The organism is Geomobilimonas luticola, assembly GCF_018476905.1.
GTDB lineage: Bacteria > Desulfobacterota > Desulfuromonadia > Geobacterales > Geobacteraceae > Geomobilimonas > Geomobilimonas luticola.
In genome coordinates this window covers 43,494-56,892 of sequence record NZ_JAHCVK010000012.1, presented here as the reverse complement: position 1 = coordinate 56,892, position 13,399 = coordinate 43,494, and the positions used below count along the sequence as shown (strand labels likewise).

Annotated in this window: 10 protein-coding genes and 1 tRNA gene; 4 read left to right on the top strand and 7 right to left on the bottom strand. The window is 56.7% G+C overall.

The window, feature by feature from the left end:
* Positions 1–149: 149 nt before the first annotated feature.
* Both KI810_RS16220 and malQ read right to left on the bottom strand, forming a co-directional pair.
* Positions 150–1,436: an O-acetylhomoserine aminocarboxypropyltransferase/cysteine synthase family protein gene (locus KI810_RS16220; protein ID WP_214176612.1), complete on the bottom strand. Its 1,287-nt coding sequence runs from the start codon at positions 1,434–1,436 to the stop codon at positions 150–152.
* A gap of 122 nt (positions 1,437–1,558) precedes the next feature.
* Positions 1,559–3,076 (bottom strand): 4-alpha-glucanotransferase, encoded by a 1,518-nt coding sequence (gene malQ / locus KI810_RS16215; RefSeq protein ID WP_281412624.1) that lies wholly within the window; start codon positions 3,074–3,076, stop codon positions 1,559–1,561.
* A gap of 113 nt (positions 3,077–3,189) precedes the next feature.
* Between malQ and KI810_RS16210 the strand changes: the two genes are divergently transcribed.
* On the top strand, positions 3,190–3,348 hold the full coding sequence (locus KI810_RS16210) for a hypothetical protein (RefSeq protein ID WP_214176610.1): 159 nt from the start codon (positions 3,190–3,192) through the stop codon (positions 3,346–3,348).
* Between the two features lie 49 nt (positions 3,349–3,397).
* Here the strand turns inward: KI810_RS16210 and KI810_RS16205 are convergent, their stop codons facing one another.
* Positions 3,398–3,685 carry a hypothetical protein gene (locus KI810_RS16205; RefSeq protein WP_214176609.1) on the bottom strand — a complete coding sequence of 96 codons (288 nt, stop codon included), beginning with the start codon at positions 3,683–3,685 and terminating at the stop codon, positions 3,398–3,400.
* Between the two features lie 69 nt (positions 3,686–3,754).
* Complete coding sequence (locus KI810_RS16200) at positions 3,755–4,474, bottom strand: rhomboid family intramembrane serine protease (protein ID WP_214176608.1); 720 nt, start codon at positions 4,472–4,474, stop codon at positions 3,755–3,757.
* A gap of 274 nt (positions 4,475–4,748) precedes the next feature.
* Between KI810_RS16200 and KI810_RS16195 the strand changes: the two genes are divergently transcribed.
* Positions 4,749–6,971 (top strand): Cache 3/Cache 2 fusion domain-containing protein, encoded by a 2,223-nt coding sequence (locus KI810_RS16195; protein ID WP_214176607.1) that lies wholly within the window; start codon positions 4,749–4,751, stop codon positions 6,969–6,971.
* Between the two features lie 82 nt (positions 6,972–7,053).
* Positions 7,054–7,151, top strand: a tRNA-Sec gene (locus KI810_RS16190).
* Between the two features lie 185 nt (positions 7,152–7,336).
* On the opposite strand, the gene KI810_RS16185 is transcribed toward KI810_RS16190, so the two are convergent.
* A complete protein-coding gene (locus tag KI810_RS16185) occupies positions 7,337–7,789 on the bottom strand; it encodes a hypothetical protein (protein ID WP_214176606.1) in 453 nt (150 codons plus the stop codon).
* A gap of 518 nt (positions 7,790–8,307) precedes the next feature.
* On the opposite strand from KI810_RS16185, the gene KI810_RS16180 reads away from it, so the two are divergent.
* Positions 8,308–10,878 (top strand): PAS domain-containing hybrid sensor histidine kinase/response regulator, encoded by a 2,571-nt coding sequence (locus KI810_RS16180; protein ID WP_214176605.1) that lies wholly within the window; start codon positions 8,308–8,310, stop codon positions 10,876–10,878.
* A gap of 231 nt (positions 10,879–11,109) precedes the next feature.
* On the opposite strand, the gene KI810_RS16175 is transcribed toward KI810_RS16180, so the two are convergent.
* Together KI810_RS16175 and KI810_RS16170 are read right to left on the bottom strand one after the other, a co-directional pair.
* Positions 11,110–12,162, bottom strand: coding sequence for an HD domain-containing phosphohydrolase (locus tag KI810_RS16175; RefSeq protein WP_214176604.1), 1,053 nt, complete (start codon positions 12,160–12,162; stop codon positions 11,110–11,112).
* Between the two features lie 74 nt (positions 12,163–12,236).
* Positions 12,237–13,382 carry a two-component system sensor histidine kinase NtrB gene (locus KI810_RS16170; RefSeq protein ID WP_214176603.1) on the bottom strand — a complete coding sequence of 382 codons (1,146 nt, stop codon included), beginning with the start codon at positions 13,380–13,382 and terminating at the stop codon, positions 12,237–12,239.
* Between the last annotated feature and the right edge of the window lie 17 nt (positions 13,383–13,399).

Here is a 13,399-nt window from a genome sequence, read left to right as displayed (position 1 = left end):
GGCGTCTCGCTTCCCCGCCCGGCGAAAGACGTGTTTATATCAAACCACCCTCGCCACGTCAAGATGTTTTTGGTTAAAATCAACTAAAACGCAAAATATTTCAGGCGGCCGTCGCCAGACGCCTGAAATTGGTCACGTACGGGTTCCCCTTAACCTTGGGATGCCTGCAATGCCTGTTCGATATCGGCAATGATATCGTCAGCACTCTCGATGCCGATGGAGAGCCTGATAAAGTCGGACGTCACGCCAGCAGAAACCTGTTCTTCGGCGGTCAGTTGCTGGTGGGTTGTGGATGCGGGATGAATGACCAGCGACTTGGCATCGCCTATGTTGGCAAGGTGAGACAGGAGTTTCACACTGTCGATGAATTTCGCCCCCGCCTCAAGGCCACCCTTGATCCCGAAGCCAATGATGGCTCCAGCCCCTTTCGGCAAGTACTTCAGCGCCCGGCTATGGTCAGGGTGGCTGGCAAGACCCGGATAATTGACCCAACTGACAAGAGGGTGCCGTTCAAGCCACTCGGCCACCCTGCGGGCATTTTCCACATGCCGCGGCATCCGGACATGGAGGGTTTCCAGCCCCTGGATAAACTGGAATGCGTTGAAGGGAGAGAGACAGGCTCCCATGTCCCGCAACAGGGTTAGCCGCATCTTCAGAATATAGGAAAGATTGCCGAGCGCCTCCCAGTACTTAAGCCCGTGATAGGAGGGGTCCGGGTCGGTGAACTCGGGGAACCTGCCGTTGTTCCAGGGGAAGGTTCCCCCGTCCACGACGGCGCCGCCGATACTCGTCCCGTGACCGCCGATGAACTTGGTAAGGGAATAGACTACGATGTCCGCACCATGGTCGAGTGGCTTGAAGAGGTACGGGGTCGTCACCGTGTTGTCGACGACGAACGGAATCCCCGCGCTATGGGCGATGGCGGCGATGGCCTCGAAATCGTCCACGTTGTTCTTCGGGTTCCCCACCGACTCGGTGTACACCAGTCGGGTCTCTCCATCAATGGCACGCCGTATATTTTCGGGATCGGATGAATCGACAAACTTCACCGTTATTCCGAGCTTGGGAAGGGTGTAGTGGAACAGGTTATAGGTGCCGCCGTAGAGACTGCTGGTGGATATTATATTCTGTCCTGCCTGGGTAATATTGAGGACTGCGGAGGTAATGGCTGCCTGCCCCGAAGCGAACGCCAGCGCCCCTACGCCACCATCCAGCCGGGCAAGGCGCTGCTCAAGCACATCGGTTGTTGGGTTCATCAGTCGCGTATAGATGTTTCCGAACTCCTTGAGTCCGAACAGGTTTGCCGCATGCTCCGAACTTTTGAATACATAGGAGGAGGTCTGGTAAATGGGGACGGCCCGGGACAACGTGGCGGCATCGGGACGCTGCCCACCGTGAAGGGCAAGGGTATCGAAGTTGAAGTTTTCATCGGACATGGTTCGCTCTCCTCTCGCTGCAATCAAGTTTTATGCTCTGATTTTTTACTATATTGATAAAGAATAGTTTTGGCAAATTCTAGACATGTCCCATATTATCTGTCAACAATTTTCAAAAGGTCTTATCTGGCAAGACGTCCGAACGTTTCCGTTAGCCCGAGAACCCTCTCCGCAAGGGGCTCCGTCAGCACTTCGCCGGTAAACCGCCAGCTCCAGTTGCCGCGGGGGGTACCGGGAACGTTCATGCGTGCCGAAGCAGGCAATTCAAGGAAATCCTGCAGGGGAACCACCGCCAGGGCTGCCACCGAAGCCATCGCAGCACGGACAAGCCCCCATGGCATGTTGTTCGCGGCACAGTCCAGATAGCGGAGCACCTTCTGTCGCTCCCTGTCCTTGAGGGAATCGAACCAGCCGAGGGTCGTGTCGTTGTCGTGGGTCCCGGTATAGACAACACAATTCCGGACGTGGTTATGGGGCAGATAGTCGTTGTCAGGTCCCGAACCGAAGGCGAACTGGAGGATCTTCATCCCCGCAAACCCGAACCGGTCCCGGAGCGCCTCGACTTCCGGGGTAATGACCCCAAGATCTTCCGCCACGATGGGGAGCTTCCCCAGCGCTGTCTCCAGTGCAGTGAACAACGCCTCGCCCGGTCCCTTGACCCAGCGCCCGTTGACGGCGGTCTTCTCCTTGGCGGGCACTTCCCAGTAGGCCTCGAAACCGCGGAAATGGTCGATGCGCACCAGGTCGTACAGAGCGAAGGAACTGCGCAACCGGGCCGTCCACCAGCTGTAGCCGCCGGCCGCCATCTCCTCCCAGCGGTAAAGGGGGTTTCCCCAAAGCTGACCGGTCTTACTGAAGTAATCGGGGGGAACCCCGGCTACCACCGTCGGCTGCCCTGCCCCGTCCAGATGGAACAGACCGGGATTGGCCCAGACGTCGGCCGAGTCATGGGCGACAAATATCGGGATATCGCCGAAAAGCTCCACCCCCTTCGCGCCGGCATAGCTCTTCAGATCGTTCCACTGGCGGTAAAACTGCCACTGGACATACTTGTGTGCGCCGATCTGGGGGCCGAGATCTTCACCATACTGCTGCAAGGCGGCAGGCTCGCGGCGGGAAATGTCCCGGGGCCAGGCGCTCCAGCTCTTCCCCTTGAAGCGACTCTTCAATGCCATAAAGAGGGCAAAGTCCTGGAGCCACCAGTTATTGGCGTCGCAGAAATGCCAGAATTCCTCCATCCGCTGCGGATCGGCCGCCGAAAAAAACGTCCCGGCAGCCCGTTCCAAAAGCGGCAGCTTATGCGCCTCCACCTGGGGAAAATCCACCCAATCCACGTGGAAGCTCCCCTTCACATCGCAGGACGCCAGGTCCCCATCGCCAACCAGTGCAGCCAGATCGATAACGAGCGGGTTGCCGGCGAATGCGGAGTAACAGGAATAGGGAGAGTTGCCGTAGGCGGTAGGCCCCAAAGGAAGCACCTGCCAGACCGACTGCCCGGCGAGATGGAGAAAATCCACGAACTGGCGGGCTGACCTACCGAGGGTGCCGATTCCCTCCTTACCGGGAAGGGATGTGGGATGGAGCAGGATGCCGCTCTTTCTTGTCCGGTGCATAGCAAACCTCGGGATGAGATAGTACAGCCTGAAAACTATGACACACTTGCAGGGGAACTCAAGCTACGCTGAACGGCAGGCTTTACTCAGGGAAAACGGAATGGTATAAGCAGGGGAAAACACCGCGGTGAGAGGTAAAAATGATCAAGACAGCCCTGTTTGAAACTCTGCTGGAAAGTGCCGTGCCGTTGCCGGAGGGAGGCTATACCTTCACCCTGGAAGGGAAGACCTACCATATCCAGGACACGCTGGAAATTTCCAAGATAGCCCAGGATCACGGGTATATCATAATCTACTAGCGTTCACCGGTTTGCTCCGGCGCCACCGGGGCAAGCCATGACATATACCTCATTTTGCCACGGGTGGCACCCCAGGGATATCCTGTTCCATCCAGAACCTGCCGTCGGTGAACAGCTGCACCCTGCGGACGGAAGGATCCAGCTCCACCGGCACATGGCCGATCACCTGCAGACAGATCCGCTGTCCCCCCGAGGTGAGATAGACCCGGTCCCCCTCCACCCGCTCGAGCCGGTAACAGGAATTAGGGGTGTCCACCATGACCTGCCGCAGACGCGGTGCGGCACAGGAGGTCACGAGCACCAACGTTGCACCTGCAGTAAACTGCCATCTTTTCATGTGCAACCCTCCTTTTCCCGTCAATTGTACCACATCCTGGCAACCCTTCCTTTCGCAGCAGCTGCAGTATCAGTAAATCCGCCGGCGCCTCCCTGTCCCACCCGCAATGAAAATCATGATGACACCGGCAACAAATCCCCCCAGATGGGCGAAATAGGCCACTCCTCCCCCCTGCATCTCCCCGCTCCCGAGCCAGTTCGCATTGAGAAACTGCAACAACGCCCAGTAACCGATGATGACAAAAGCGGGGAGTTCCACGGTGGTGAAAACGATGAAGATCGGGATCAGAGTCAGAATCCGCGCCCGGGGGTAAAGCACCAGGTAGGCGCCCATCACCCCCGCCACCGCCCCGCTTGCCCCGACCATGGGAATCGTCGACAGGGGTGCGCTGGCTATCTGGGCCGCTGCGGCGACACCACCGCTGATGAAATAGAAAAGGAGAAAGCGCGCCGGGCCGAGACGGTCCTCGATATTGTTGCCGAAGATCCAGAGGTAGAGCATGTTGGAGCCGATGTGGAGCCAGTTTCCGTGAAGAAACATGGAAGTGAATACCGTTATCCACTCATGGAGTGGGTTCAGCAGGAGATCTGCCGGAACCAGGGCGAAGCGGTGGGAGAGCCCGCCGACAAAATGGGTGGCGGTGACTGCGCCGTGGCGGGTTGGTATCAGCACCTCCTCAAGGTGACCGGTAAGACGGTCCTGTACGAATGCCGCGATATTGGCAATGATCAGGACGACCGTCAGCAGGGGAAAGCGGCTGGTCGGATTGTAGTCCTTGAGAGGGATCACCGTCCCCTCCTGGCTGCCGCATGGGACACGGCATAGCAGTTGTGCTGCAATCTATCCTCACGGTGCCCGCCAGATGCGTTCACCGCCTCATCAGCTGTATGCTTGCCTCAGCCGCTGCTGCACTCTCTACCACTTTCAAGCGCAGGTGTAAACAGCTAATGCACGTGCCCACCCGACAAGGTGCGCTTCTAATGGATTGCACAATGTGGTTCTTAATGATAGAGTTAGCAATCGCTAATCAAAATCTCCATATGTGGTATCACCGGGGGATTCATTGAAGATCGGGGCGAAGATAACGGGGATGGCCATACTGCCGATTGCGCTGACAACGGTTGTGGCACTTGGCGTTGCCCTCTACCAGAAAGAGGTGCTCAAGGAGTTCTTCGGCCGGGAAATCGAGGAGCAGGCAAAAAGCGAAGCCCAGAAAATCGCCCGCGACGTGTATCTCATGTGTCGTTCGGCCCAGGAAGCGGTCCAGAAGACGGTGAATCACAACCTTTTGGTCGCCGAGGACGTGCTCAAGCGCTCGGGTCCGATTTCCTTCGGCAGGGACAAGGTCGCCTGGACCGCGGTCAATCAACTGAGCCACGCAGAAGCAACCGTTTCGCTGCCGAAAATGATAGTGGGAGGGAAGTGGCTGGGCCAAAACCGGGACCGGCAGACGGTTTCACCCGTGGTCGATGAGGTGAAACGGTTGGTGGGGGGAAGCGCCACCATCTTCCAGCGGATGAACGACAAGGGAGACATGCTGCGGGTCTGCACCAACGTGGAAAATGCAGACGGCAGCCGCGCCATCGGCACGTATATCCCCGCTGCCACCCCCGATGGTAAACCAAGCCCGGTCATTGCGGCTCTGCTGGAGGGGAAGAGATTCCAGGGACGTGCCTATGTGGTCAATGCCTGGTACGTCACCGCCTACGAACCGATATGGGATTTCGGTCATCAAAAAGTCGTGGGAGCTCTCTATGTAGGCGTCAAGGAAGAAAACCTGGAAAGCCTCCGCAAGGGGATCATGGATATCGTGGTGGGAAAGACCGGCTACGTCTATGTCCTTGGCGGATCGGGGGCGCAGCAGGGTCAGTATCTCATCTCCAAGGACGGCAAACGTGACGGCGAGAACCTCTGGAACTCCCTCGATGCCAACGGCAATCCCTTTGTCCAGACCATCATCGGGAAAGCCCTGGCTCTCAAGAGGGGAGCAGCGGACCCGATTCCGGTGGATTTCATGCGCTATTCCTGGAAAAATCCCGATGAACCGGCCCCCCGTTACAAATCGGTCGCCATCACCTATTTCGAGCCATGGGACTGGGTCATCGGCGCCGGCTACTACGAAAGCGATCTGGCGGCACCACTGAAACGGATGGCAACTGCCTTGGACAGGATGGGTACCTGGGTCATGGCAACCGCCCTGGTCATGGTGCTCCTCTCCGTACCGGCCGGCTATCTGGTCGCCCGGGGGATCAGAACCCGGGTGGACAGCATCCTCAAATCCGTTACCGATATCCTCATCGTCACCGATTCCCATCAACGGATCATTCTTCTCAGCCAGTCGGCCGAGAAAATATTCGGTTGCCCCTTGAAAAAAGTCGCCCATCGCCCCATCGATACACTCATTGGCGACAACAGACTTCCGGAGGAGATTACGTCGGTCCTGGCACAACAGAAAAGCGGCATGCGGTTCGAATTCGAACTCGCGCCGGTCGGTTCGGACCAACGGCACATCATGCAGGGGAGGACTTCGGTCATCCAGGCTAAAAGTGGCCGCACCCTCGGCATGATTACTATCATCCATGACATTACCAGCGAACGGGAAATAGACCGGATGAAGAGCGAGTTCATCTCCACCGCCGCCCATGAGCTCAGCACCCCCCTCGCCTCCATCATCGGCTATTCGGAGCTGCTGCTGTCGGAAGAAACCGGCTCCCCCGAGGTGCAGAGGGATGCACTCTCCTACATCAACAGGAAAGCATGGGCATTGTCCAGAATCGTCGACGACCTGCTGGATCTGAGCAGGATTGAAGCAGGACGCTCCATTCCCGTGGACAAGAAACCGTGCGACATCAACGAGATCATCCGTCAGGCTGTGCTGTACGGACAGAAGATATCCGTCAGGCACACCTTCGAGCTGGACCTGTCCGACCAGCCCGCCACGCTTCTCGCCGACAGTGGCAAGCTGGAACAGGTTATGGAGAACCTCCTCAGCAATGCGGTGAAATATTATCCCGACGGAGGACCGGTCCGCATCAGCAGTACCAGACTCGAAGACGCCTGGCAGGTCTGCGTGGATGACCAAGGGATCGGCATGGCACCCGAACAGGTGGAAAGGATATTCGACAGATTCTACCGTGCTGACGCCTCGAACACGGCCATAGAAGGAACCGGCCTCGGCATGTGCATCGTCAAGAACATCCTGGAAGCCCATGGGGGAAATATCTGGGTGGAAAGCACCCCCGGCGTCGGGACAAAAGTGTTCTTCACGGTCCCCTTGGGGTCCTGATGGTCATCCCGACAGGCTCTATCTCAGTATGACAATTTATGAATTGACGGGTGCGGGCAAATACGATACTAAATGGGTCCACGGAGGTACGTCCGTCGCTGGTGGGCGGCCCGGTCTTCAAAACCGGTGAAAGGGGTGAGAAACCTCTTTGGTGGGTTCGATTCCCATGTGCCTCCGCCAGAAAAACAGCGTAATTCTAGCCCGTTAACAAGAGTCCTCGCACTGACCATCTATTGGGTCAAGGGGGACTCTTCTTCGTTTCAGCATCAATATGATCAAGGCATTGGTGTTGCCAGCATACCGAGCGGAGACGTTCTTGAAAAACAACGGGGCCGGCACGCGGTCCTTGTACGAATGGGATGAATTTACTGGGTGTACAGTGAGAGCCTGAGGGGATACACCCCTTCGGCAACGTCTTTGGGGAGGAGGATACGGCCGTCGATGGTTTTACTGATAAGTACTCCCGGTTGCGTCATTCCCATGTTGACGACACCGTTTCCGGCGGCTGAAGCGATGCCTCCTTCGCCAATTGCCAAGACACCTTCCCCTTCATGGGAAACCAGAATCATCTGCTCCTTGCGCTCATTCGTCCTGATGTTCACGGTTGCAATCTTGGAAAGGTCAATATATCCCTTTTCAATATCGGCCCGGGTTACTCTGTAGGAATGGATATGCTGCTCCGATGTCAGCCTCACCCATGGACGGATCACCACGCTTACCCTGAGCGACGCCGTTGCCGTGGCAGCGTAGCTGACAGGGGATGTCAGCAGTATGACCATAATGGCGAACACATGCGCAATGTATCGAACAGCTTTCATGGGCTTCCCCCGTGTCAATAAGGAAGCTGCCAAGAACATGCCACCCATGCCCACACATAACATGCCGTTTTCATTGACAATAAATATTTACCCCTCCTGCTTCCAGTGTGTAGGGGTTGATCAGGCAGAACAACATTTCCGACAACTGCCAGTAATTACAACCACATGCGCGGGCAAAGCCCTGTTCAAAAACTGCACAGCGGCTCCCGAAAACAGACTCCGTCACCACGTCCCGACTCGCTCCGCAGATGACGGCACACTATACTGCAGGGTCAGATATATCCTGACAATTCCCGTTCATTCGCTCCTGTGCGAACCGCCAGACCGAAATGACGGTACGGCCACCAATGAGTGACCATCTCCTGGGTGCAGACTTTTTTGCACTTCGACACGGCCAGATGGCATAAATCTTGATGCACCTTCGAGGAACAATCAGAATCTGCCGTTTGTACCCGGCCCCAACTCTTGCAAGTACATCGGTTTTACATCACACCTGCATCGACAACAACGGAGTACCCATGCCCATCCCCAGCCGTTTCCACCTGGACCCATACGCGCTCAGAATTGCCGCCATGTACTTTTTGCTGAGCTGCGGATGGATATTCTTCACCGACTTTCTGGTACTCACCGTCCCGTTCATGAATCAATCCCTTCTCCTCGCGGGGATACTGAAGGGGTGCTTCTTTGTTACGGTAACGTCATCTCTTTTGTACTGGCTTATCCGCCGGGCACTGACTCAACAGGAGGAAAGCAACCGACTCTTAGCCGAAAACGAGGAGCGGCTGCGGCTGGCACTTACCGCCTCCAACCAGGGAATGTACGACCTGGACCTGCAGAGCGGCAGGGCGACGGTAAACGACGCGTACTACCAGATGCTCGGTTACGACTCGGCAATGAACCGGAAAGCGGATGTCGCGGATTGGACCGCACGACTCCATCCCGATGATCGGGAGAAGGCACTGGAAGTCTTCCGCGCTTGCACGGAGGGTGAAACCGCCCGTTACAAAATGGAGTACCGGCTCCGTACGGCCGGTAACGGCTGGAAGTGGATCCTCTCCGTTGGCAGTGTCGTGGGATGGGACTCTGGGGGGCGGCCGGTGCGAATGCTCGGCACCCATCTCGATATTGACGACCGGAAGCAGGCGGATCTGGCTTTGACCGCAAGCGAACAACGCTACCGCTCGCTCTTCGCAAACATGCAGGAAGGAGTCGCGTACTGCCGGATGCTGTTCGATGGAGACAACACTCCGTCAGACTTTGTCTATCTCGAAGTAAACGAGGCCTTCACGCGATTGACCGGGCTGGAGCATGTCGTCGGCAGAAAGGTGACGGAGGTACTTCCGGGGATAAAAGAGCTGGACCCCGAGCTGTTGGGAATTTACGGCCGGATTGCATTGACCGGTCAACCGGAGAAATTCGAAATCTACATCATGGCGCTGGCACGCTGGTTCTCCGTCTCCGTCTACAGTCCGGAACAGGGCTGTTTTGTCGCTGTCTTCGACAACATCACCGCGCGCAAAGAGTCGGAAGCGGCTCTGCAAAAAGAAAAGTCGTTTACGGAAAGCGCCCTGAACAATCTCAACGATTTTTTCTTTGTCTTCGACCTGGAGGGTAAATTTCTCCGCTGGAACAAAGCCCTCTCCACCGTGTCGGGATACGGCGACGACGAAATCCGCGCAATGAAACCGACGGACTTTTTTCCGCAAGAACTGCGTCATATAGTACAAAACGCCATCGAGACTGCGGTCAGGGAAGGAAGCGTCTTTCTTGAAACGACGCTGTTGACCAAGGACGGCAGAGAAATCCCCTACGAGTTCACCGCTGGGCTGTTCAAGGACCTCAACGGGGTGACCATAGGGATAAGCGGTACAGGGAGGGACATTTCCGAACGCAGGGAAGCGGAACGGGAGCGGGACGAGCTTACGGCGCAGTTGCGCCAGGCGCAGAAAATCGAAGCCATTGGCACCCTGACCGGCGGGCTTGCCCATGACTTCAACAACATCCTCACCGTCATCAACGGATACGCGGCACTCCTTCTCAGGAAGGTTCCCGACATGAAGACCAGGGAGATACTCGACCACATTGCCGAGGCGGGGAACCGTGCTGCCGACATGACGCAACAACTGCTCGCCTTCAGCCGCCGGCAGGTACTGGAACCGAAGGTCATCAAGCCGGAAGAGGCAATCCTGCGTGCGGAGAAACTTCTCCGCCGGCTGCTTCCGGAGAGCATCCGGATCACCCTTGCGTGCAGGGACAGGGGGGGGAAGGTGAAAGTCGATCCGGGACAACTGGAACAGGTTCTCATCAACCTCGTCATCAATGCTCGGGACGCAATGCCCACCGGGGGAGAGATCACCCTCGCCACGCAAACCGTCCGGATCGATTCCCGGTTTGCTCACAGCCATCCGGGAGCTCAGCCGGGGAACTATGCAATGATAACTATCGATGACACGGGAGAAGGCATGCCTCCCGAAGTCATGGAGCGGGTTTTCGAGCCATTCTTCACGACCAAAGCGGCAGGCAAGGGCACAGGACTCGGGCTTTCCATGGTATACGGCATCATCAAGCAGAGTGGCGGCTATATCACCGTCGAGAGCACGGTTGGCGCAGGAACGACCTTCTCCCTCTACCTTCCCCTTGTCGAAGAGGACCTCCACCCCGACGAAGAGCGGCAAGAAGAGCAGCCCCAGCCGCCGTCACAGACCAATGCAACGGTCCTCGTTGTGGAAGACGAGGAGAGCATTCGCAGTTTCATCCGCGAAATTCTCGATGAAAGCGGCTGTAATGTTCTCCTGGCAGCATCACCGGAAGAGGCCCTCCGGGTTATGGAAACCACCCTGCACCCCCCCCTCGATCTTCTCATAACGGATATGGTCATGCCGGGAATGAACGGCTCCCAGCTTGCCCATATACTGCGGGAGCGGCAGCCGGACCTCCGCGTTCTCTTCATGTCGGGGTACACCGATGTCGATCTCGCACGGGAGCTGCATCTCTCGGAGCAGACGGTATTTCTCACGAAACCGTTTCTCCCCGCAACGTTCATGGAAAAGGTCACCGAGCTTCTCCTGCCGGGAGGGGCTCAACGGTAGGCAGCACTGTCCCGCTTCTGTGTAGCAACTTGACTGACGTTGCAAGCATGGTGACGAGCGTGCTGACGAAAGAGCGCTACAACGTCATCGTGGTGGTCGACGGAAAGAGAAGGAGCTGCGGGTCATGCCGAAAATGAATGGCAAGGAGGCCTACGATACATGCTGGATGGAACGTTTTCGCAATACATCAACCAGCAGTCCCAGACGGAGAGAATATCCCTGCGGTGCCGGTCAGGAGGCGGTGACGTGGTTATATATCTCCTCGAACTCTGCCTCCTTCCTGACAAATGCGTTTAGTATCCCGGGGTCGAAATGTTCCGGCTTAGTCCTCCCGTCACCGCAGGTTAGGATTTCTACCACCGTCCTGTGATCCAGGTCCGGCTTATAGGGGCGCTTGCTCCGTAGCGCATCGTACTGGTCAACGAGCATCACGATCCGTCCTTCAAGGGGAATCTCCTCTCCCTTCAGGCCGGAAGGATAGCCGCTGCCGTCCCAGCGTTCGTGGTGGTTACGTGCGATCGATGCCGCCATGCGGATGCTCGGCTGTGAAGCATTGCCGAGAATTATTTCGCCGATCGTGGTATGGGTTTTCATTACCTCGAACTCGTCGGCCGTGAGGGGACCAGCCTTCTGCAGAATCTGGTCTGGTATCCCGATTTTTCCCACATCATGCATCATCGACGAAAAGGACATCGTCTCGACAAAGCCGGTGGGCAGACCCATCTCCTGTCCCAGCAGCCTCACAAAATTGCCGATCCGCTTGATATGATCGCCCGTATTGTCGTCCCGGTATTCGGAAGCGGTTACCAGCCGTTGTATCATCTCCTTCCCCGCCTCCCTCAATTCATTTCTCCGTTTCCTGGCGACATCTTTCAGGGCACGCCGGTAATTGCGCTCATATTCCCGCATGTGACGGTGACTTACCGCTTTTTCAATGGCATGTATGAGTTGCAGGGGCTTGTACGGCTTGAGGATAAAATCGAAAGTCCCTTTTTGTATAGCCTGGACCGCCGTATCCAGCTCCGCGTGGGCTGTCATGAGAATTACTGGTATCTCCGGATACTGCTGCCTGATTTTTTCCAGAAGTTCGATTCCCGATATTTCAGGCATCCTGATATCCGTAATAACGGCGTCGATCCTGTTTTTTGCCATGATGGCGAGGGCATCGGCCGCATTATCGCAGGAAAGGGGAGGATAGCCGTACTCTTTCAAAAGTGTCGCGGCAAATTCAAGGCTGACGGGATTGTCGTCTACTACCATTATGCGGTTAGCATGGTTCATCATTCTATCTCCTCAACAGTTCGCACCGGGCAGCCCTTCGTGGAAGAACTGACATCCACCATGGCCCAATGCGGCGGTTATTTGCACCTCTGCGACTGTGCCGGCAGGTGGATGGAAAAGGTGGTCCCGTTGCCCGGATCGGAATGGCAGGTAATGAATCCTTTGTGTGACTTGATAATGCCATAGACCATGGAGAGCCCGAGCCCCGTCCCCTTGCCGGCCCCCTTGGTGGAAAAGAATGGTTCGAAAATCCGCTGCCTCGTCTTTTCGTCCATGCCGGTCCCGGTATCGCTGACCGTGAGCAGGAGATAGGCGCCCGGCTCACCATAGCCGTTGGCCCGAACGAACGCGGCGTCGAGGGCCGTCATCATGGTGCCCAGCGTCAGCATCCCCCCCTCGGGCATTGAATCCCGGGCATTGACGGCGAGATTCAGCAAAACCTGCTCAATCTGGTCCGGGTCGGCCAGGACCGTCGCATCGCCGGCCGACAGGCTGGTGCGTATCCCGATATCCTTCCCAAGAACCTTTATCAGTTGGCTTACCGTTCCGAGAACTACTTCATCCAGATCAACCACGCTCAAATGCATATCCGATGTCCTGCCGAACGCGAGCAGAGTCTGATTGAGGCGTGCTGCCCTGTTGGCGGCGGAAAGTATCTGCTCCACATAGCGGAAAAGAGGATTATCCCGGGGAAGCTTCATTTCCAGCAGGGTGCCGTACCCCACGATGGCGGAAAGAATATTGTTGTAATCATGGGCAATGCCACCGGTCAAGGTACCGATCGCTTCCATTTTCTGCCCATAACGGAGCATGTTCTCCAGGCTCTTCTGCTCCGTAATGTCCTGCATGATTTCGATGAAGAAGAGAGGGACGCCGGTCTGGTCCCGGTGAAGCGATCTGCTTGCCGTTACCCAGACGATTCGGCCGCTCCGGTGGAGACAACGCTTCTCCAGCTGGTGGGGACACGACTCTCCTGCCAGCATGGCCTGGGCCCAGTCCCGGCTTAGTTCTGCGTCTTCCGGATGTGTAATCTCCCCGATATGCAGAGAGCTCAACTCGTCAACCGTGTAGCCGAGCATGCTGCAGAGGGAGAGGTTGGCCTGGAGAAAGCGGCCATCGGTTCCGATCAGACAGATACCGCAGGCTGCATGTTCAAAAACGGCCCGGAACTGCTCCCCGTTGTCGTCCCATTTATCCCTTAGACCATGCGGTTCCCGATTCATGATGTTTCCCTTATTGA

Bases quoted from the DNA above. Each gene is read 5' to 3' on its own strand.
- KI810_RS16175 (WP_214176604.1), bottom strand. From the start codon at position 12,162: ATGATGAACCATGCTAACCGCATAATGGTAGTAGACGACAATCCCGTC.
- KI810_RS16180 (WP_214176605.1), top strand. From the start codon at position 8,308: ATGCCCATCCCCAGCCGTTTCCACCTGGACCCATACGCGCTCAGAATT.
- KI810_RS16185 (WP_214176606.1), bottom strand. From the start codon at position 7,789: ATGAAAGCTGTTCGATACATTGCGCATGTGTTCGCCATTATGGTCATA.
- KI810_RS16205 (WP_214176609.1), bottom strand. From the start codon at position 3,685: ATGAAAAGATGGCAGTTTACTGCAGGTGCAACGTTGGTGCTCGTGACC.
- KI810_RS16220 (WP_214176612.1), bottom strand. From the start codon at position 1,436: ATGTCCGATGAAAACTTCAACTTCGATACCCTTGCCCTTCACGGTGGG.
- KI810_RS16170 (WP_214176603.1), bottom strand. From the start codon at position 13,382: ATGAATCGGGAACCGCATGGTCTAAGGGATAAATGGGACGACAACGGG.
- KI810_RS16210 (WP_214176610.1), top strand. From the start codon at position 3,190: ATGATCAAGACAGCCCTGTTTGAAACTCTGCTGGAAAGTGCCGTGCCG.